General features: G+C 48.2%; 16 protein-coding genes. 10 read left to right on the top strand and 6 right to left on the bottom strand.

What is annotated here, in order from left to right; genetic code table 11:
* Positions 1-40: 40 nt before the first annotated feature.
* Positions 41-409 carry a SpoIIAA family protein gene (locus HC229_RS12585; protein WP_191020850.1) on the bottom strand — a complete coding sequence of 123 codons (369 nt, stop codon included), beginning with the start codon at positions 407-409 and terminating at the stop codon, positions 41-43.
* A 117-nt stretch (positions 410-526) separates the two neighbouring features.
* On the opposite strand from HC229_RS12585, the gene HC229_RS12580 reads away from it, so the two are divergent.
* Positions 527-1,384, top strand: coding sequence for a hypothetical protein (locus tag HC229_RS12580; protein ID WP_191020849.1), 858 nt, complete (start codon positions 527-529; stop codon positions 1,382-1,384).
* Here HC229_RS12580 and HC229_RS12575 read toward each other — a convergent pair.
* Entirely contained in the window at positions 1,367-5,092 is a 3,726-nt protein-coding gene (locus HC229_RS12575) for a metallophosphoesterase (RefSeq protein ID WP_191020848.1), read from the bottom strand. The genes HC229_RS12580 and HC229_RS12575 overlap by 18 nt on opposite strands.
* A 25-nt stretch (positions 5,093-5,117) precedes the next feature.
* On the opposite strand from HC229_RS12575, the gene HC229_RS12570 reads away from it, so the two are divergent.
* Positions 5,118-6,281 carry a Pycsar system effector family protein gene (locus tag HC229_RS12570; RefSeq protein ID WP_191020847.1) on the top strand — a complete coding sequence of 388 codons (1,164 nt, stop codon included), beginning with the start codon at positions 5,118-5,120 and terminating at the stop codon, positions 6,279-6,281.
* Here HC229_RS12570 and HC229_RS12565 read toward each other — a convergent pair.
* Positions 6,278-8,647 (bottom strand): GAF domain-containing protein, encoded by a 2,370-nt coding sequence (locus tag HC229_RS12565; protein ID WP_191020846.1) that lies wholly within the window; start codon positions 8,645-8,647, stop codon positions 6,278-6,280. The two genes, HC229_RS12570 and HC229_RS12565, sit on opposite strands and share 4 nt — an antisense overlap.
* Positions 8,648-8,744: 97 nt before the next feature.
* On the opposite strand from HC229_RS12565, the gene HC229_RS12560 reads away from it, so the two are divergent.
* The 5 genes from HC229_RS12560 to HC229_RS12540 all read left to right on the top strand — a co-directional run bounded on the left by HC229_RS12560 (position 8,745) and on the right by HC229_RS12540 (position 12,244).
* Positions 8,745-9,326 carry a Crp/Fnr family transcriptional regulator gene (locus HC229_RS12560; protein WP_191020845.1) on the top strand — a complete coding sequence of 194 codons (582 nt, stop codon included), beginning with the start codon at positions 8,745-8,747 and terminating at the stop codon, positions 9,324-9,326.
* A gap of 237 nt (positions 9,327-9,563) precedes the next feature.
* A complete protein-coding gene (locus HC229_RS12555) occupies positions 9,564-9,857 on the top strand; it encodes a hypothetical protein (RefSeq protein WP_191020844.1) in 294 nt (97 codons plus the stop codon).
* A gap of 481 nt (positions 9,858-10,338) precedes the next feature.
* Complete coding sequence (locus HC229_RS12550) at positions 10,339-11,217, top strand: pirin family protein (protein WP_191020843.1); 879 nt, start codon at positions 10,339-10,341, stop codon at positions 11,215-11,217.
* A gap of 98 nt (positions 11,218-11,315) precedes the next feature.
* Entirely contained in the window at positions 11,316-11,846 is a 531-nt protein-coding gene (locus HC229_RS12545; protein ID WP_191020842.1) for a YceI family protein, read from the top strand.
* Positions 11,847-11,947: 101 nt separating this feature from the next.
* Positions 11,948-12,244, top strand: a complete 297-nt coding sequence (locus tag HC229_RS12540; RefSeq protein ID WP_191020841.1) for a response regulator — start codon at positions 11,948-11,950, stop codon at positions 12,242-12,244.
* A gap of 51 nt (positions 12,245-12,295) precedes the next feature.
* On the opposite strand, the gene HC229_RS12535 is transcribed toward HC229_RS12540, so the two are convergent.
* A complete protein-coding gene (locus HC229_RS12535; protein ID WP_191020840.1) occupies positions 12,296-13,144 on the bottom strand; it encodes a leucine-rich repeat domain-containing protein in 849 nt (282 codons plus the stop codon).
* 202 nt (positions 13,145-13,346) lie between these two features.
* On the opposite strand from HC229_RS12535, the gene HC229_RS12530 reads away from it, so the two are divergent.
* Both HC229_RS12530 and HC229_RS12525 read left to right on the top strand, forming a co-directional pair.
* Complete coding sequence (locus HC229_RS12530) at positions 13,347-13,832, top strand: DUF1761 domain-containing protein (RefSeq protein ID WP_191020839.1); 486 nt, start codon at positions 13,347-13,349, stop codon at positions 13,830-13,832.
* A 129-nt stretch (positions 13,833-13,961) separates the two neighbouring features.
* Positions 13,962-15,113, top strand: a complete 1,152-nt coding sequence (locus HC229_RS12525) for a GNAT family N-acetyltransferase (RefSeq protein ID WP_332871650.1) — start codon at positions 13,962-13,964, stop codon at positions 15,111-15,113.
* Here the strand turns inward: HC229_RS12525 and HC229_RS12520 are convergent, their stop codons facing one another.
* Positions 15,114-15,992: a YegS/Rv2252/BmrU family lipid kinase gene (locus tag HC229_RS12520; protein ID WP_191020838.1), complete on the bottom strand. Its 879-nt coding sequence runs from the start codon at positions 15,990-15,992 to the stop codon at positions 15,114-15,116.
* Positions 15,993-16,105: 113 nt separating this feature from the next.
* Here HC229_RS12520 and HC229_RS12515 point away from each other — a divergent pair, with 113 nt between their 5' ends.
* Positions 16,106-17,074 carry an App1 family protein gene (locus HC229_RS12515; protein WP_191020837.1) on the top strand — a complete coding sequence of 323 codons (969 nt, stop codon included), beginning with the start codon at positions 16,106-16,108 and terminating at the stop codon, positions 17,072-17,074.
* A gap of 194 nt (positions 17,075-17,268) precedes the next feature.
* Here the strand turns inward: HC229_RS12515 and HC229_RS12510 are convergent, their stop codons facing one another.
* A complete protein-coding gene (locus HC229_RS12510; RefSeq protein WP_191020836.1) occupies positions 17,269-19,167 on the bottom strand; it encodes an ATP-binding cassette domain-containing protein in 1,899 nt (632 codons plus the stop codon).
* Positions 19,168-19,197: the final 30 nt, after the last annotated feature.

The raw sequence follows: 19,197 nt of genomic DNA, 5'->3' as shown, positions 1-19,197 counted from the left end.
TGTAAAAACCTTACACGATTGCTACACTTTTGCCTGAAACTCAAATTGTTTTTTCCGAAACCCAGTCGACGGCATGGTCAAATTCTTCTTTTGGGAAACCTCGGAATTCACCCGGCATCACCTTGCTGAATGCATCGGTAAAGGTGCGTACCGCATCGGAATCCGAAACGATCGCGGCCCTGTTCCATTTCGTGATGTTTTTGATTCCTAGCAAGGCATCCTGCAACCACGCGCCCATCGTAAAGTTCGACGGAGACGTTTCCAATTCCAGCAAATAGTTGAGTTTGCCTGTTCGCTCCACTAACGCCTCGACTTCAGGGAACACGTTTTCAAAATCTTCTTTCGTCACTTCTCCCGAAGCGCGAAAAGCTACCATGTTTGCAGGTACTTCGTTTATCTTCTGTATCATAATTTCGTATTTAGGTTACTCTAAGTTACCGAAACGAATAAACCCGTCCTGTTAGCGATATACTAATACTTTGTGAAATCGGCCGCCGTGTTTTTAAGGTTTGTTTATTTTTATCTCATGAAGAACCTTTCCCTTACGTTGTTGTTGGTTTGCGCGGCGTGTGCACAGAATTCGAGATTGGAAACCCTTGGTGGATTGCCGTCGGCTCTGGCCGAAAATTCCGCTTGTGAGGTCGTAGGCAATACGATTTGGACGGCCCAGGATCACGGGAATGAGCCGATAGTATATGCACTTGACCGCTCCGGAAAATTGCTGAAATCCGTAATGGTGACAAATGCGAACAATGAAGATTGGGAAGAATTGACGTCCGATGATGCCGGGAACCTATACATCGGAGACTTCGGAAACAACGACAACAAGCGCCGTGATCTGGCGATCTTTAAGATATCAGCATCGGAATTAAGCGACAGGAAAGCAAGCGTCTCCCAAAAGACGACGTTTCATTACCTGGAGCAGACCGAATTTCCTCCCAAAAAAAGTGAGCGTTTTTTTGATTGCGAAGCGTTTTTTGAAAAAGACGGTCACTTTTACCTGTTCACCAAGAATCGAAGCGCCAATTTCGACGGTACGACATTTCTTTATAAAATACCGAACAAGCCGGGCCACCACGTCGCAAAAAAATTAGGGGAATTCAAGACCTGCTGTAAATTCAACCGTTGCGCGATCACGGCGGCCGACATCAGTCCCGACGGACGCAAGGTCGCATTGCTTACGGGAGACAAAGTGTTTTTGTTCACCGGATTTTCTTCAGATGCGTTCTTCGACGGAAAAGTGGAAACGATCGAACTCGACCATTTCTCCCAAAAAGAAGGCCTTGGATTCGCGACGAACGACGAGATCTTGATTACGGACGAGAAAACGAAAAAAATCGGCGGCACTCTCTACCGCCTCGATTTGTCAGAAGCCAAACCCTAATCCTACGAAAACACGACCGCCATCGGTAGAATGAAAATAGGAAACGCGGCCGGTGACTAGGTTGACGCCGTTGATCCAAATCCCGCCTCCAAACGTTTGGTGCCATTTATCGGAATCCTCTCCTTCAAGCCAGACGCGTCCGTAATCGAACCCGCCTAAAATTCCGTAGCTGAACGGGGCGATACCCGTCCTGAACTTGCCGATGTCCCAACGTAGGTCGGTGCTTTGGTAAAACGACTTTTGGCCCGCGAATCGCTGGTTGCGGAACCCTCTCATATCCATATCGCCTCCTACGGTCGCGGCCTGGTAAAATTCGTATTCGTCGTTGAAAAGGAACTTCGCCTTGGCAAACGTGGCGAGTACGACTTTGCCTCTCGGCGTAAGCTTGTACGTAATTCCCATCCCGGTTTCGGCATACGGCAAGTTGCGTTCGGAATCCTTTAGGTTGAATTTGTAACCCGCCAAAGCCGAGAACGTAAATCCCAAAGTGGGCTTCGAGACGTTGTCGTAGTTGTCGAATCGGTATTCCCCGTTGATATCAATGAAGTCTTTATAGTCGAAAACATCCGGATTGATCGCGCCCGGCTCCGCGATAAAACGGCCTGCGGTACGGTCGACGGAAATGCGCTCGAAGCCGGCCTGCAAATTCGCCGAAGCCCCTTGTTCGCCAACCCACTGCAACGTAGGTGCCGCTTCTACCGTCCGGATTTTGACGCGGTTGTAGTCGAGGCCTTCATCGTTATCGTTGTTTTGGGTTTCATTGCCGAACCCGAAGAAGTTTTGGCTGAAATTCGGGCTCGTATATCGCGCCTCCACGAGTAGATTCCAATGCCCGATCGTTTTTGGGAAAATGCCTTTGTAATATAGTTCGTAACCGCTCGTTGCGAAGAAATAATTGGCTCCTATGCTGTGTTTTTGCGTGAACGGATTACGGTCGAACCCGAATACCGTATAATTTACAACCGCTCCAATTTTTACGCCGTCGTCAGGATTGAAACCGGCCATCGGATAGCCTGCAAAAACGTTGTATCTCGGCTTCAGGAAGTCATAGGTATTCACCTCGTAATCGTCCGAAATGGACAGGCATGCATTGCCCGCTTTGAGCAAATCGTCGCTTTTTGATTTGAAATCGTAGATCGTTACCTTGTTTCCGTTTTCAACGATATAGGTATCGGAATCGTTGCCGCCAAGCAAGCGCAACCTGATCTTACGGCTCCCCTTGCCTTTTACCTCTATCGTATCTTTATCGCCGAGCCCATATACCCAAATTTCTTTGGTGTCCGAGCGCGAATACGTCTTTTCGTACGTTTTTTCGTTGCTTCCATCTTTCTTTAGTCGGAACACTTCCACTTTGGTATCGCGGCCTGACCGCGTCAGTTCGATCTTATCCTGCTTTTCGGTTCCTACGACAAGTACCGTGCGCTGCAATACTTTGTAATATTTTCGGGCGTACTTCTCAAGATGGGTCCGTCGTATCTTGAGTTGTTGTTTTATTTTGTCGACGGTTTCGTCCTGTACCTCGTTAGGCATGGTTTTGAACGCCGCGTCGATTTCGGCATCGGTCAGATTCTCCGCTACCCATTTGGCTTCACGCACCCAATCTTCTTCATTTGCGAGCGGAACGAACGCCAGGTCGAGCGCATAAGCCTGTTTGTTGAGCCATTTCACGTTGCGGACATCTTCGTCGAAACGCTTCATGTGCCGTAGCGCCGGAATGTTCATGAGGATGGATAAAAGCGCGCCGTCTACCTTGCTGAATGCCTGGTCGCGGTCTCGGGCAATCGGGCGGTAGACCACTTTTTTGTCCGACTTGTACTCGCCCCATCTCCATTGATCGGGATGGCGGTCCCAATCTCCGATGAGCATGTCAAACATACGGACGCGTATCCACGAGTTTTTGTCGATCGAATATTTCGCATCCGACCTGAGATTGGCCAAAACGTCGTCCGTACTTACAAATTTATCCGGTTGGCCGAAGCTCTTGAGGTCTTTGAATTTGTCCATCGGACGCTCTTCTACCAAATAAAGTTCACCTCCGTATTCGTCGTTGTAAATCCCGAGCGCATTCTGTTTCGGGATAAAAAGCAACTCCGGATTGGAATGTGAGATCCCGATACTTTCGGACATATTGGCCACCGCAAATGCAGAATACGGATGCGATGTCGTATAAAAATCCATGAGGAAACTCTCGGTATAGGTATTTTGGAAATCCTTGGCAATGGCCTGATCGCGAAACGCCGCCGTTTGAAGGAAACGCGTCGCACTTTTCTTGAGCGCGCGCATCACGTACTCTTTCCCGTCCTTGTCTACGAGCCTCAGCGACATCGATTGGTTTCCGCCACCGGATTGGGTTGGCGTCAATCCGCCGTGTAGCGAATCGAGAGAAGCTTGGCTCGCGCGCACCAATTTGCTGTAATATTCCCTGTAGTGTTTTCCCCAGAGAAAGCGATAAAAGCCGCTTTTTTTGGTCATTTTCTCCGAATACACAGCCGTATCCTTAGTCGGCGCAAACGTCGTCGGATACTCCCTGATCGCGGGAATCCGTCGCGCCGGAAGTGCCTGCGTCCTGAAAATCATCTTATCGGGCTTATCGGAATCGGGAGCGAAATAGGAAACGCTCGTCGCCCCGTTTTTTAGTACGCGAACTTCGGCAAAGCCGTTTCCGCCGAATGAAAAATCGCGCTTGTCGATGATGCGCGCCGCCTCCTGTTTGGAACCCGAGCCGCTGATGACCTGTTTTATCCCTTCCCTGTCGATATATTGCAGGTTGTGGTCGTGACCGGATACGACCAGGACGTTATCGCTTCCGCTGACCAACGTCTTGACACGCTTCACGAACGCATTGTATTTCTTGTTTTGCAAATCCTGCGGACTGAGCCCCGAAGTTTTCCTGAGCACGTTGATCACCGTTCCCACGGTCGGCAGCGGTATTTTGGCGGCAAACGGAAAAATGTGCTTCCGTGCTGAAAATTCCCCACCGTGGGCGCCGTTGCTCATCAGCGGATGATGCATGGCCAGAATGACCGTCTTGTTCTGGTAATCGTTGATTTTGTCTTTCAGTTCCTTGAAAAAAAGTTCGCGCGTTTTGATATCGCAATCTTCGTTAATGGTAGGATGATCGTCCCAATCTTCGAGGAACCACTGGCTGTCGACGACGATCAGCGCGGTCGATTCGTCGATGTCCATCTTGTCGATGCCGCAGCCTTTTCTTGGCATGAAGGCGCGTTTGTGATTCAATGCCGAAACGACGAATTTAGCCTGGTCCTGGACGCCTGCCAACCCTTGGTAATAATCGTGGTTGCCGGGAATAAAAATTGTCTTGCCTTTAAAGTCGCGCGAAAGGTCGATCTGTTTTTGCAGCCTCGCGATAGCGTCGGCATAATTTGGCGCATCGGGTTTCGGAAGCCCAAGCGGATACACGTTGTCGCCCAGGAAGAGCAATGTGCTTGCGCTATCGGCAGCTTTCAGTTTTTCGGACAATAAAGAAAACACTTCGGGCGTTTGAGTACCGGTCCAGTTTCCGGCGTCACCTACAAGAAAAAACTTATGTGCAACGGCAGATGAGTCGAAGTCGTCGTTTATCTTTCCGGATTCTTCCCCGAACCTGGCAGAATGCGTGGCGCAAGACTGGAACATGGCGAACACGGCCAGAATCGCCAAAAGCCTCATATTTTGCCGTACGCTCGCGGCAACCGAAAATAATTTCATAATTTGGTAAGGTAAAATGGTGACAATGACACTTCCCGAGACAGCCGAAAAATTCGTGCGCAACCTACTCAAAGATAAACTTTCTGATTCATATACTTACCATAATTTTGAGCACACCAAACGCGTAGTCGCATCGGCTTTGGAGTTGGCGGAAAGCGAAGTGTTGTCTGACGAAGAAAGGTCAGCGTTGGAACTCGCGGCCTGGTTTCACGACACCGGCTACATAAACGGGCCCGACAAACACGAAAACAACAGTGCACTGATCTTCAATGAATTTGCTTCAGAAAACCGCGTGCCTCCGCAAACCGCCGCGTTGGCGGAAAAGCTTATCCGAATTACCGAAATGTGCCTCGAGCCCGACACTACTCCCGAGAAAATCATTCGGGATGCCGACTGTTCGCATTTCGGAAGCGAGAAGTACCAAAAAATCGCGTCCTTATTGAGAGAAGAATGGGCGTCGCAGGGCCGTGTCTACAGTGATTCGGAATGGGCCAAAGGCAATCTCGAGATGCTCACCAAGTGGCACAAATTCCACACCGATTACGCCAGAAACCATTGGCAGTCCCAAAAAGAAAAAAACATAGCGTCCATACAACAAAAACTCAAAGAAATGGAGTCTGAGGAAAACCCTGGAAACGAAAAGAAAAAGGACAAAAAAAAACCTGATCGGGGTGTCGAAACCCTATTTCGGGTAACGCTCAACAACCACACCCAATTGAGCCAGATCGCAGACAGCAAGGCCAACATCCTGCTTTCGGTCAACGCCATCATCATTTCGATCGCGTTGTCGACACTGATCCCAAAACTCGACAGCCCGAGCAATGCGCATTTGGTAACGCCTACCTTCATCATGCTGATGTTCAGCGTCATATCGATCATCTTCGCGATTTTGGCCACGCGTCCCAAGGTGAGTTCGGCTACCTATAATCCTCAGGACGTAGCCAATCGCAAGATCAATTTGTTGTTCTTCGGAAATTTTTCGAAAATGCCGCTCGCCGATTATCAAAACGCGATGAAGGAAATGATGGATGACCGCAATTACCTTTATGAATCCCTGATAAAAGACCTTTACTTGCTGGGAACCGTGCTCGAGCGCAAATACAAGCTGCTGCGCATCACGTATAACATTTTCATGTTCGGCATCATCAGTTCGGTGGTCGCGTTCGTGGTCGCGTTCAAATCGTATTAAGCTTTTAGGCTAAGTTCCCTGACGAGGTCGTCGAAAGTGTAATTTTCGCCTTCTTCGGTGATTTGATACAGCACTTCGACGCGTAGCGCACGCAATCCCGTAACGCCCTGAAGATCTTCTACCTCAAACGATTCGACATTGTTGCCAAGCCTGTTCTTGAATTGCAAAAGTCGGATGTAACGCCTGTACTCCGCTTCCTCCTGGTTTTGCGAGAACACGATCGTAATCTTTCCGGCTTGCGCGATACGTTCCTCACTTCCCTTTATGCGCGATTTGTCGATGCGTTTCTTGACGACCTCGTAACGGGCGTTATAAGTTCCGTCCACGTCGAAGCGCTTCTCGTCCATTCGGAAACGGATCGAAATCGGCGTGCTGTAAACCAGGATCAGCGAGGTAACGTCGAGTTCGTATGGCAAGGTCGGACGCAACTTGAAATATTCGATCTCGAGCTCACACATCGCCTGTAGTTGCCAAAGCCGCAAGTTCCCGAGGAAGATCGGGTTATAGGATTTCTTTGGCGCTATCGAAGCCCCGATATACAGGCTGTGTTCGACGCCGTCGGTTTTGAACCTCTCGTAATAATGAGGGAAAAATTCCTGGGCTTCTTCCTGCTTTTTATCGAGTACGGCCGCCATTTTTTTGTTGATCAGCGAAAGCGTTTCGTCGAAATTCTTGCGTTCGTTGTAAACCATCCCGTAGGCCGGATCGAGCATTCTGCCGTAAGCCGCGATCTTTTCCGCCATGTCCGGATAGGAATTGAAGTGATCGAGCATCGGATGGATCTCGCTCAAGATATAATTCTGGGCCACAGACTCAGAGTCAGCCTTGAGGTTTTCGAGGATTTGGCCCTGCAATTTCTCGAGTTCGAAAACATGCTGTTCGAGCACGGGCAGCTTGTGAGCCGAAGCCAGGTCGGTCAGTATCGACAGTAACAGTTCAATTTGCTTTTTGAGATCGGCCTGGATGGCTTGGTTTCGGGCCACGGACGAGCCTTTTACGTCGATTTGGCCGTACATCGGATACACATCCTTAAAGATGATTTCGCGGAACGGCTTGTCGGAATTTTCAGGAATCGTATGCAAATCGGCTTCCTCGCGAAACTTCCAGTAAACGCTCGGATGGATCGCCGTATACTCCTTCTGGATGATGGCGTCTATGTAATTTTGCTTTTCGGAATAATAGCGGTCCATCGTATCGGTAATGAATGGCAGGATGAAGTCGAGCTTGTTGGCGTTGATGCTGTTGAGTTGCTTCGGCACTGACGAAACCAACTCGAACACTCCCAGGACGCGTCCGTTTTTCATAATGGGTGCAAAAATCGCACTGCGGACGTCCTGCGTAAGCAAATGGTCGGCAAAATCTTTTTCCGTAGGATACTCCTGCCCAAATGCTTCGACATCTGAGATCGCGAAATATTTCTTATCCTCGACTAGGCTATCCATCGAGCAGCCGCAAATGTCGTTGTAATCGCGCTCTTGCCTGTCGGCCAGCAAAACACTCGGAACATGGGCGCCCAGCGTGGCAGAACGGAACTTTTGCTCTTCGGAATGGTATTCTGCAAAACCCAGCCTTAAATTAGGAATGCGGTAAATCGACCTGAAAATACCCTCGAGCACATCGTTTTCCTTGTTTTTCTTTTTCTTGTCCGGGGCCAACAGGTTTTCCTTGAGCAGCGAAACCGCGCTTTCGACGGTGTTGTCGTAAAGCGTCATAATGCCGAAACCGCTGAGTATCCAGGAATTTATCGGGAATTTTGCCTTCCAGAGTTCGAAGTTGTCGAAGTTGTCAAGCAACAGGTTGATGTCTTCGGGCGTAATTTCAGGCGCGTCGCCGGTCTTGAGGATTTCGAGGAAATCGGCATTATACAGGATGCGATAGTGTTTGATGCTGCCGTCGGAATCAGGAATGTCATAAAAAACCGGGCGAGCGAAATCCACGTCGTGGCCGTAATAATATTTGAGGATCATGCAACAGCTCATCACATAAAACTGGTGCTCGCTGAAATCGCGTATGCTGATGTCAAAACCGGGGCCGGCGTTGAGCAGGATTTGCTGGAAACGCTCGGTATGGTTGAATATGATGTGGTGGAAAGGGATCGTTATGGCCTTGATCTCGTTTTTGGTGAGTGCCGTCGGAAAGAGATCGGCTAGCAAATGGCGGATCAACACGCCGTGGTCCGAAATAAGCTGATGGTCTGTGATGCCTGTCCGGAGTTCGGGAACTTCTGCCGCAGCGGCGAGCAATCCCTTTGCATAGTTGGCGCGAAAGTCTACGTCCGACTCAGCGATCGCTTCCAAAGCTTCCAACACTTTGTGAAACGAAATCCTGATTTGGAACGGATTGTCAAACTGCTTCTCGAAAATCATCCCCATTTTTTTAATTACGCAAAATTACGAATTTTGGCTGTTCGCAAAACTTGAAGCAGAACAAGATTTTTTGGTAATTTTAGCCAAATATCTGCCAATGGAAGCCAACCTGAATCACAACCTTTCGCGTTATGTCTCGTTTACCGAAGCCGAGTTTTCCGTGCTGCATGGGTTGATCGAGCCCCAATTCGTGCCGAAAAAGACCATTATGTTGCGCGAAGGGGAAAAGTGCAATTTTGAAGCCTATGTCCTGAAAGGCTGCGTGCGTAAATATTACATCGACGAGGAAGGGAACGAGCTCGTGCTGCAATTTGCGGTCGAAGACAATTGGTTGTCCGATATTTCATTCAGCATTTACGAAACGAGGCCAAGCCGCGTGTTCATTGAAACGCTTGAAGATTGCGAATTCCTGGTTTTTACGCCAGAAAGCAAAGAGGAGCTTTTTGCCCGTGTACCAAAGTTCGAACGCGCCTTCCGGATTTTGGTGCAACGCAACCTGTCAGCGACCCAACACCGACTTTTCGATTCGGTCTCCAAAAACGCTACCGAAAAATACCTGGAATTCCTACAGCTTTACCCGACGATACCGCAGCGCGTCGCCCAACATTACATTGCGTCTTACCTTGGGATCTCACCGGAATTTTTGTCCAAGGTGCGCAAGCGGTTGGCCGGAGGATGATTTTTAGCCGATGTGCAACGATTCAGAAATGGCAATTATAATCTCTTTACGAAAATATTGGTGGATGGTGGCGATCGCATTCGTGACGGCCTGCGAGAAAAAACCATATATTGTGGTGAACAAAGTCGTTTTCCATACTTCTGGCTGTTTTGGAAAATGCCCGACATATCATCTGGAAATAAACCGACACCTCACGGTAAGCGTGCATGCCGAAAGGTGTATAAAGAATCTGGAAATATGGAAACCGATTCTTCACGCACAGGTTATTTTGTAGGGAAATTGCGACCGGAAACATTCAGGAAACTGAGCAGGCAACTTTATATGGCCGACCTTGACAATATTACAGCGGATGATAAACTGTGCTGCGACGGATCGGTAAAAACGCTGATCGTATATTACAACGGAAAAAAGAAATACATAAAATCAATGTTTCCGCCAGACGAGCTGCGCGATTTGCTGGCCACCTTATACGGGATTTGCGAAGATGAGAATCTGTTAAGGACAGATAAGCATTTCCGTTTGGAACACTGACGGTAAGGAATCATGCCACCATGCCGGCCCGATCTCGCAACGCGGAACTAGCCCGGATGGAAGCGGATAGCCCGCAGCGGTAAACGCTTCCATTTTTATGCGTGGCGCGGCGACCGAAGGAAGCCGGCGCGACGCATAAAAAAATGGGCGTTGACCGCGAGGACTATTAGCGAACAGCCGGAACAGCTTCAAACCACCTCCATCCCTCGCCTAATTGACCAGTCATCTAATTGACTACCCATCTCATCGACTAATCATCTAATTGACTAATCATCTCATCGACTAATCATCTAATTGACTATCCATCTCATCGAATAATCCTCTCATCGACTAATCATCTCATCAACTAATCATCTCATCGACTAATCATCTAATTGACAAATTCGCTAATTCGCTAATTCGCTAATTAATTTCTTGTCCTAGTTCAATGCCCACGACCCAAATCTGCCGCAACTTTGCCTTGTAAATAAAACGCAACGCAATGGACAGAAAAGATTTTATAAAGAAAGGGCTGATGAGAACCGGAATGTTCGTAGCATCGGCCGCGATGGGCGAAGTGCTCAAGAACGACATCGATGAAATCAAGGAACTCGAACCTGTCGGCTTCAATCATCTGCCGAATACCGAATCTAAAGTCCTTGAAAATACGGTGCTCCACAAAGCCAATACGAGAGGTCACGCAAGCCATGGCTGGCTCGATTCCCATCACACGTTCAGTTTCGCGAATTATCACAATCCCGAGAGAATGCACTTTGGCGTCCTGAGGGTTTTGAACGATGACCGCGTCGATGCCGGGATGGGCTTCGGACGCCATCCTCACGACAACATGGAAATTATTTCAATTCCGCTCGAAGGCGACTTGGAACACCAGGATTCAATGGGCAACACTGCCGTGATCCGCAAAGGTGACATCCAGGTGATGAGCGCCGGGACAGGAATTTTCCACAGCGAATACAATAAGAACAAGGACCGGCTGACGAAGTTTCTTCAGATTTGGGTTTATCCGAACAAGCGCAACGTTACGCCTCGATACGACCAGATCACGCTGAACCAGAGCGACCGTCACAACAAACTCCAGCAAATACTGTCGCCCAATTCCGACGATGAGGGTGTTTGGATCAATCAGGATGCCTGGTTCCATTTGGGCACTTTCGACAAGGACGCTAATGCGGAATATTCGCTCAAAAAATCCGGAAACGGCATTTATGCGTTCGTGATCAAAGGCGATTTTTCGATCGGCAACATTGCGCTCAACGAACGCGACGGGCTCGGCATTTGGGACACTTCGGCGATCGACATCACCGCCAACTCCCAAGACGCCGAAATCCTGCTCATGGAAGTTCCGATGTCGCTCAAATAAACACTAAACAAGTAAATTCAAAAATTCGCCAATTCGCCAATTCGCTAATTCGCTAATTCGCTAATTGACTAATTATCTAATCATCTAATTCAAATATTATGTCAACAACAAAATGGGTCCTCGACCCTACACATTCAGAAATCGGATTTAAAGTAAAACACATGATGTTTACCAACGTATCCGGAAAATTTGACAATGTCGAAGCTACCATAGAGACGGATGGAGACGATTTCACCACGGCTCAAATCGCATTCTCGGCAGAAACCGCTTCGATCAACACCGGCAACGCAGACCGCGATACTCATTTGCGCAGCGCTGATTTTTTTGACGCCGAACAATTCCCTAAACTTTCATTCAAGGCCGGCGGATTTGTGAAAAAATCGGGTGACGATTATACCCTTACCGGCGATCTGACGTTGCACGGCCTCACGAAGCCCGTCACCCTCGACGCGGAATACGGCGGATTGTTGCAGGATCCGTGGGGAAATACGAAGGCTGCGTTTTCGATCACGGGAAAAGTGAATCGCAAAGACTGGGGATTGACCTGGAACGCCGCGTTGGAATCGGGCGGACTTTTGGTAAGCGAGGAAGTTCGCTTTGCGATCGAGCTGCAGTTCGTTAAGCAATAATACTTTCCGGGCAATCCGGAGATTTGATTGATTGGTGCTTTTAGGCCCGGCATATGCGAATTTGTCGGGTCTAAATTTTTAAGGAAATAAAATTGGAAACTATGATCAAGATATTGTATGTCGGCCGCCACGCGGAAATCACCGAAACCGTACTGCGCCTGATCAACGCCAGGGAAAACTGGCTCGGGCTCGGCGCCGCAACCGACTTTGACGCCGTGTCATTGTTCGCCCAAAACGATTTTGACATCGTGCTGCTGGGCTGCGGTTTGCCCGATGAAAGCGAACGAGACTTAAGCGGAATATTTCGCGCGCAAAAGCCGGAAATCATTATCATTCCGCACTACGGAGGCGGAAGCGGACTTTTGGCCAACGAAATCCTCTCGGCGTTAAGCCAATAAAAAAGCCCGTCGAACAACGGGCCTTTTGCAGAAACATAGTATATGAGAAATCTAGTCTTCGTCGGCAATTGCAGTGTTGTCTCTCTCAACCTTGAGCGTAGTGGCAACACCTTGCTCGTTGAGCATCGTCATGTGTAGCGTGTCCAGTTGGGCGAGTTTGCGGGAAACCAGTCCGTTGAACATATTATAGGAAATATTGAGTTCTTTGAGGTTTCTCAACTTCTCAAGATCGAAGGGCACTTGTCCGTCAAATTTATTCTCGAAAAGGCTAAGGTTTTCAAGTGCCGCCAATTTACCCATTTCCGGGCTCAACTTCCCGTTGAGTTTATTGCTGCTCAGCAAAAGCACTTTCAGTGATGTCATCGCATAGAGGCTTGTCGGCAATTCCCCTTCCAATTCATTGTTGTACAGTGAAAGCGTTTGCAGTTTGGACAATTGCCCGATCTCGGCTGGAATCGTTCCGCTAAAACGGTTCATGTACATTTCAAGGCTTTGCAATTGCGAGAGTTGTCCGATGGACGTCGGGATCGCACCCTCGAATTTATTGAAAGCAAGATTCAGGAATTGCAGGTTTTGCAACTGGCCGATCCTGGCCGGAACCTGTCCCGTAAGATTGTTCTTGAACAAGTTAAGTTTTACCAATCCGGTAAGGTTTCCGAGCTCGACCGGCAACGTACCGTTCAAATTATTGTTCGACAGGTCGATCGCTACAACCTGATTGTTCTTAATCGATATGCCGTACCATTGCGTTTCGGGCTTTTTCAAATCCCATTTATTGGTCCACTGGGCGCCGTTCGTGTTTTTGTAAAGTCGGATGAGGGCAATTTTTTCAGCTGCGGGAATGGCTGCCAAAAGCGTCGATGCGGCGAGGATTAGTGCAAGAGTAAATATTTTTTTCATCAGATAATGATTTTGGGAATTTTTGACGTCGTAAAACTAATCGAAACATCGATAATCGACAAATAAAATCGATGAAATGCATAATATTAAGTTATTTTATAAATTTAGTCTTACAAAAACACTACTAAATGCAATCTTTTATCCGCCATTAACGATTGTCTTATTTCCGTACATTTGAGTCTACCAACCAATACATAACATTATGGAAGATTTCAATTTTTGGCCGCTGCTCGTGGCGCCGTTCGCCTCACTTGCGGTAGGCATGATCTGGTACAATCCAAAAGTGTTCGGAACCGTCTGGATGAAAGAAGCGGGCATCACGTTCGACCCTGAGGAAAAGTTCAACATGGTAAAAGTGTTCGGGCTTTGCCTGCTCTATTCGTTTTTCATCTGCTGGATTTTGTACAGCCTGGTTGTCCACCAGGCAGGCGCTTATGGCGCGACTATGGACATCCAGGGCGTGGATCCTTCGGTTTTGGACAATTACATGCAAGCCTACGGCGAGACGTATCGCACTTTCAAACACGGCGCGCTTCATGGCTCGATGGCCGGATTGTTCTTTGCGCTTCCCGTTGTCGGGACGAGCGCGCTTTACGAGAAGCGGAGTTTTAAGTATGTGCTCGTCGCCGGCGGATACTGGGTCGTAACCTGTGCTATCATGGGAGGCATCTTATGTGCCTGGAAATAAGGTCCGAAATCAAATCGTCGAAATCCCGCCAATTTACCCAGCGGGATTTTTTTATTTCCGACGTTAAATTTTTGCTTAAGCCGACTCACGCCATAAGCCGAAACTTTACATTTGGAGTCTCAATTCCGGATGTTGGAAAAAGAATATTCGTTTGCACTTTACGACCGCGTTGACCAGTTGCCCGCCGCTTGGGACGAATTGGCGGCTGCGAATATCTTTCTTTCTTGCGGATATCTCTCGGTTCTTGAGACGTCCGCTCCCCAAAACATGGAATGCCATTTCATCGGAGTTTTCGACGGTAGCGAACTCGTTGCGGCCGCGCTGAGCCAATTCCTCGACTTGAACTCGCTCGAATCTTTCGGCGAACGCGACCGCTGCATCAAAACTTCGGTACGCAACTTTGTCTTCAAGCGGTTCAGCTCCCATGTCATGTTTATCGGAAACAACATGCTTACGGGCCAGAACGCGTTCGTATCGGGCAAAACCGCAGATTATTCGTCGGTTCTCTTCGCGTTGAAGGCCGCTTCAGTCACGTTGGCATCGCAATATCGCAAACGAGGCAAGCCCATACATTTGGTGACGTTCAAGGATTTTTCCGAGTCGAAAGCCGATCGGTTCAAGACTGCCGGATTTTCCGATTATTTTCAATTTTCGACACAGCCCAATATGGTGCTTGAGATCCGCCCCGACTGGAATTCGTTCGATGACTACATCGCTTCCCTTCTCAAAAAATACCGCGACCAGTTCAAACGCGCGCGAAAAAAATCCGATGGGCTTGAGAAACGAAAGATGCATCTCGAGGACATCCTTCAACATGAAAAAACCATAAACGAGCTTTACCATCACGTCGCCCGAAATGCCCCGTTCAATACGTTTTTCCTTGCCGAAAACCATTTCAGGACGCTCAAGGAAAAATTAGGCGGAAACTTCCTTTTTTACGGCTATTTCGACGACGGAAAACTTGTTGGCTTCAGCACGCTGATAAAAAACGGCGATGTTCTCGATACCTATTTTCTCGGCTACGACGAAAGCGTCCAACGCGAAAAAATGCTTTACCTGAACATGCTATACGACATGATCGCATTCGGGATCAATAAAGGATTTCGGGAAATCGTGTTCGCCCGGACCGCTCTTGAGATAAAAAGTTCGGTTGGGGCGCAACCTGTAGAAATGATAGGGTTCATGAAGCACCGCAACCGGCTCATCAACAAAAAACTCGACCGTGTCTTCGATTACCTCGAGCCCAAAACCGAGTGGCAGCAACGGCATCCGTTCAAGTAATCACTTCGGGATCGCAACTTTCATTTGCTTGGGAAGAATAGACATTTCGAGGTTGGATTCTTCTCCGAAATATTCCCCGTCGATCTGGAAATGAACAGGGACACTCGTGGTCACCTTGGCCTTTTCTGTAGAAAATATCTCGACTTCGCCCGTGTCCAACGGCATATTCCCCGTGACGATCTTGCTGATGAGGACGAGATCAAGATTTTTCAGTATGACAATTTCGAACTTGCCGTCGTCCATCTTTCCGACCGGATTTATGGTCACTCCGGTGCCGTATTTTTGTGAATTGGCGAACACGATCATGCGGGCTTCGGTTTCGACGGTTTGCCCGTTGACCTCAATCGTGGCCGAAAAAGGATCATCCTGTTCCTGTAAAGTGGCGATGCTTTGGAGCGCATATCCGATCTTGCCCCTGACGGAACTGTTCTCATAGTTCTTCACCAGGTTCGCATTTAGCCCGATGTCGCTCAGGTGCAGGCTTTTTTCGCCGTTGATGCACACCATGTCGATTTCCATGGCCTCGTTGTGGAAGGCAATATTGAGAATTTCGTCGATATCGGTCGGAAAATTGAGATCTACCGATAGCCCGTTGGCCGATCCCGCCGGCAAAATACCCAGGATCACGTCTTGGTGCTCGACGGCTTCCGCCACCATTTTGATCGTGCCATCGCCTCCGGCCACTAGAATGCGGTCAGGTTTGTGTTGTTCGTATAACGCGAGCACTGCTTTTTCGTCCTCATTCCCGGTAGTTTCGTAAGTGGTGATGGCGATGCCTTCGGATTTGGCGAACGTTTCTACCTGCGAAAGGATTTCGGCTTTGTCGAGGTCGCCCGATATCGGGTTTACGACGAAAAGGTAAGTCTTGGTAGTTTCCATAACCTAAAATTGCGTGATTTTTCGTAATTTGAAATAAGGTTTAACAAGGAATTCGCTTTCCCGACATTTCGAGTCGGATGAACACGGTTTCCCACCCAAATTTATAGATTTTCATGAAGCCGATTTTGAAATTGTACCGAGGTTATGCAAACGAAGAAGAACTCATCGTAATGGGCCATGTCTTTCGTCCGACAACAAAAGAAGAATACAACTTTCAGAAAAAACGCTTCCGCAACGCAAAATGGGTCATCCGGATGTTTCGCATTAAAACGCAAAAGAACGCCGACGTCTATCTGCATTGGAACGACCAGAAAATCCATACCAAGACCCTTGACGACGGTTATTTCAAATTTTCCATCCCGTTAAAGAAAGAAACCGAATACGGTTGGATGGACTACCGTGTGAGTATCGTACACGAAGGAGAAGAAATCGTGACCAAGAGCAGTTTCGTGCGGCCGCATGAAGGAAACCTGGGTTTTATCTCTGATATCGACGACACCTTTTTAGTTTCCCACACCAGGAACGCATTCAAAAAGTTGTACATCCTCCTGTTCCGCAACGTCAACGATAGAAAAGTTTTCGAAGGCGTCGTACCGCATTATCAGGCGCTGAGCACGGCCGGACGCAACAAAAAGAACGAACAGAACGCCTTTTTTTACGTATCGAGCAGCGAGTGGAACCTCTATCGTTTCATCGTCGATTTTACGCAATTGCACGAACTGCCGCGCGCCGTCTTGCTGTTAAAGGATATCAAGACGAGCCTGATGGACTTCTTTATAACAGGAAGGGGCGATCACAACCATAAGTTTGAAAAAATCAAGCACATTTTGGAATTCTACCCGCATTTGCAATACACGCTGTTGGGCGACGATTCCCAACACGACCCTTATCTGTATGAGGCCATCTGCAAAATATTTCCCGTTACCGTGAAGGCGGTGTACATTCGCCAGACGGGAAGAGAGAAAAAACCGAAAGCCGACGCCGCCGTGAAGAATATGGAAGCGATGAATGTGGCGTGCTGTTATTTTCGCGATAGCGAGGAGGCGATCGCGCATTCCAAAAGAATCGGGCTCATTTCGTGAGAGAATACTTTAACAAAAAAGGAATAAAAACTGTAAGTGCGCGAAAAAAATGTTGCCGAACTTTGCCAGACCTAACAGATTTTAAAAATCTGTTAGGTCTCCGATCGCCAATCGCAATTTATAAGTTTCGGTATCACCAAGCTTTCGCCAAAACTTCAAAAAAATTGCCGCCAAAACTAATGGTTGTACGATCGTCAAGCCTCCAACTCTTCCTGTATCTGCTCCCAATTTGCCATTAATTTCTCCAATTCTTCTTTTTTGCGGTTGTAGGCTACGAAAAAATTGGCATCTTCAATGTGCTTGTCATAGTTGGATTCCAATGCCTTGTCATCTTTTCGGATATCTTCTTCGAGCTGTTGTATCTGGCTTTCCACTTTTGAAAGCTTGTTCTGCAACTGTTTGCTTTTCTTTTGGTCTTCGGACGATTTCGGAGCCTCTTTCGCCTCTTTTTTGGCAACATCCCTTTTTTCGACCTCACGCATATTTTCGACATTGCGCTGTTCGAGGAAGAAATTGATGTCGCCCAGATATTCCTTGATCTTATGGTCGCGGAACTCGTAAACGACATTCGATAACCCTTGCAAAAAGTCACGGTCGTGGGAAACCAGCAATAATGTGCCTTCGTATTTTTGCAAAGCAGCCTTCAAAACATTCTTGGATTTGATGTCGAGGTGATTCGTCGGTTCGTCCATGAGCAAGACGTTGATAGGCTGCAGCAACAGTTTACACAACGCAAGGCGGTTTCGCTCGCCTCCCGAAAGCACTTTGACTTTTTTCTCGACATCGTCCCCACGAAACAGGAATGCGCCAAGCATGTCGCGCACTTTCGATCGATTGGAGTCGGTGGCGGCATTGGTCATGGTTTCGAGAAGCGTAATTTCCCCATCGAGATACTCGGCCTGGTTCTGGGCGAAGTAACCCAGTTCAACGTTGTGTCCGAGCTTGATCGTTCCCGTGTAGTCGATATCGTTCACGATTGCTTTTATGAACGTCGATTTCCCTTGCCCGTTCTGGCCGACGAACGCCATTTTGGAACCGCGCTCAACAAGTAACGAAACGTCCCTGAAGATATTCTTATCGCCGTAATCCTTTGTGACGTTTTCCGCCTCGATTACGACGCGTCCGGGCGTTTTGGACACCGGAAAGGAAATATTCATGACCGAGGTATCCTCCTCGTCAACTTCTATGCGTTCGACTTTGTCCAATTTCTTGATGAGCGACTGCGCCATCGATGCCTTTGAAGCCTTCGCGCGAAATTTCTCGATGAGTTTTTCGGTCTCTTCGATCTTCTTTTGCTGATTCTTTTGGGTAGCTAATTGCTTTTCCCGTATTTCCTGCCGAAGTTCGAGATATTGTGAATACGGCTTTGCGAAATCATAAGCCTTTCCCAATGATATTTCGATGGTGCGATTCGTCACGTTATCGAGGAACATTTTATCGTGGGAAACAATGACGACGACGCCGGGAAACGTCCTTAGAAAACTTTCGAGCCAAATGATGGACTCGATGTCGAGGTGGTTCGTCGGCTCATCGAGGAGCAAAATATCGTTGTTTTGAAGGAGCAGTTTGGCGAGTTCGATACGCATTCTCCATCCGCCGGAAAACGTGTCGGTTTGATTGTTGAATTCCTCTCGTTTAAAACCAAGCCCAAGCAGGATTTTTTCGGTATTCCCGATGTAGTCGTACCCGCCGAGCAATTCGTACCGATGCGTAAAGTCCGACAAGTCTTCGATGAGTTTGGAGTAACCGTCCGATTCGTAATCGGTTCGCGTCGCCAGATCGTGGTTGATTTTTTCTAGCTTTCGCTCCACGTCCTGGATCTCCTCAAACGCCTGATATGCCTCTTCAAGAACGGTTCGGCCCTGTTCGAAGTCGATGTCCTGACGCAAAAACCCGATGCTGACTTCCTTTTCGGTGGCGATCACGCCAGAATCCGGTGCGAAATCCCTTGCCAAAATCTTTAGCATGGTCGATTTTCCTGCACCATTTTTACCGACGAGACCTACGCGGTCGCCGGCCCCGAGACGGAACGTTACTTCTTCAAACAGATACGTGCCGCCGAACGACACCGAGAGATTGTGGATATTGAGCATTTTGTGCGATTTTTTACGGAACCGAATCCG

This window comes from Flavobacterium selenitireducens (assembly GCF_014748335.1).
Taxonomy (GTDB): Bacteria; Bacteroidota; Bacteroidia; order Flavobacteriales; family Flavobacteriaceae; genus Flavobacterium; species Flavobacterium selenitireducens.
This window is presented reverse-complemented; position numbering and strand designations above follow the sequence as displayed.